Source organism: Nostoc sp. KVJ20, from assembly GCF_001712795.1.
GTDB lineage: Bacteria > Cyanobacteriota > Cyanobacteriia > Cyanobacteriales > Nostocaceae > Nostoc.
In genome coordinates, this window is sequence record NZ_KV757815.1 from 1 (window position 1) to 988 (window position 988).

At 43.2% G+C, this 988-nt stretch carries 1 protein-coding gene; it reads right to left on the reverse strand.

What is annotated here, in order from left to right; translation table 11 throughout:
- Nucleotides 1-988 (reverse strand): FtsK/SpoIIIE domain-containing protein (locus tag A4S05_RS37815; RefSeq protein WP_141699938.1); only part of this gene is annotated, 988 nt, incomplete at both ends.

Consider the following 988-nt stretch of genomic DNA (forward strand, 5'->3'; position numbering starts at 1 on the left):
TTTGTTCTCCCGCCTCCGATTTGGCAATAGAGATAACGTCCTGCGCTGCCAGAAACACCCGGCAGCCTTGCTTTCGAGCCGTAGCGCATTTCCGACCCGCAAGCCGCGATAATGCGGAAAATCCCAGCAATACGCTAGCCTCATCCATAAAAAATACACTATTGGGGGAAGAGAGAGATTGACGGGATGCGGCGATATATGCTGACATCCCAAATACCTCTGCGTCCTTTCCTGATTGCAGATTAGTGAGGGCAAAGGTAATCAACTGGCTATCGGCTTGAAAAGTTGAAGGCTTGCAGATAGCGCTACCAATACTACTTGCTTGCCAATACTGTAATCGCAAGCGAATATAATTTAACGCTTTTTCTACGTTGTCATCCTGATAGCCTAACGAAATCCACTCAGGAGAAAAGAATTTCTCCATATCTACCAATGTCGGTGTATTCGCCCACTCTGGGGTGTTTATCCCGGCTTTTTGCGCTAATTCAAATCGCTCTTGGATTTCGGCATCTTCATAAAAGGCTTTTGTACCCAAAGGGATTACAGACTCAATAGTTTGGGCTAGCAACCCATCAAACTTTTGTGTACCTAAAACTAGTTGAAGAACGATTAAATTAATATCATTTCTGTGAGCTTTTGTCCTCTCCTCCCACTGTGACTCAGGAATATTTGATAAGTCTAGAGGCTGCACAAGGTTGTTTGATTCCTTTGAGATATCAAAATAAAACCCATTAAAGTAGGGCGTGAAGTCTCCAAAGGTTCCTGAACCATCATCATTTGGCAAGTCAATCATTAATACTGACATTCCCAACGCCAAGCATTGATAAATAATAGAGGCAATTATTACCGATTTCCCACTCCCGGTAGTGCCAATTACCATCATATTTTTCGGCTTTGATAGGTCAATATGAACTGATGATTGCCCCTCATCAGCTACTAATTCAAAGCCTTGTTTGTCACCGTTAGCTGTCTGGACTACTGGAGTTAA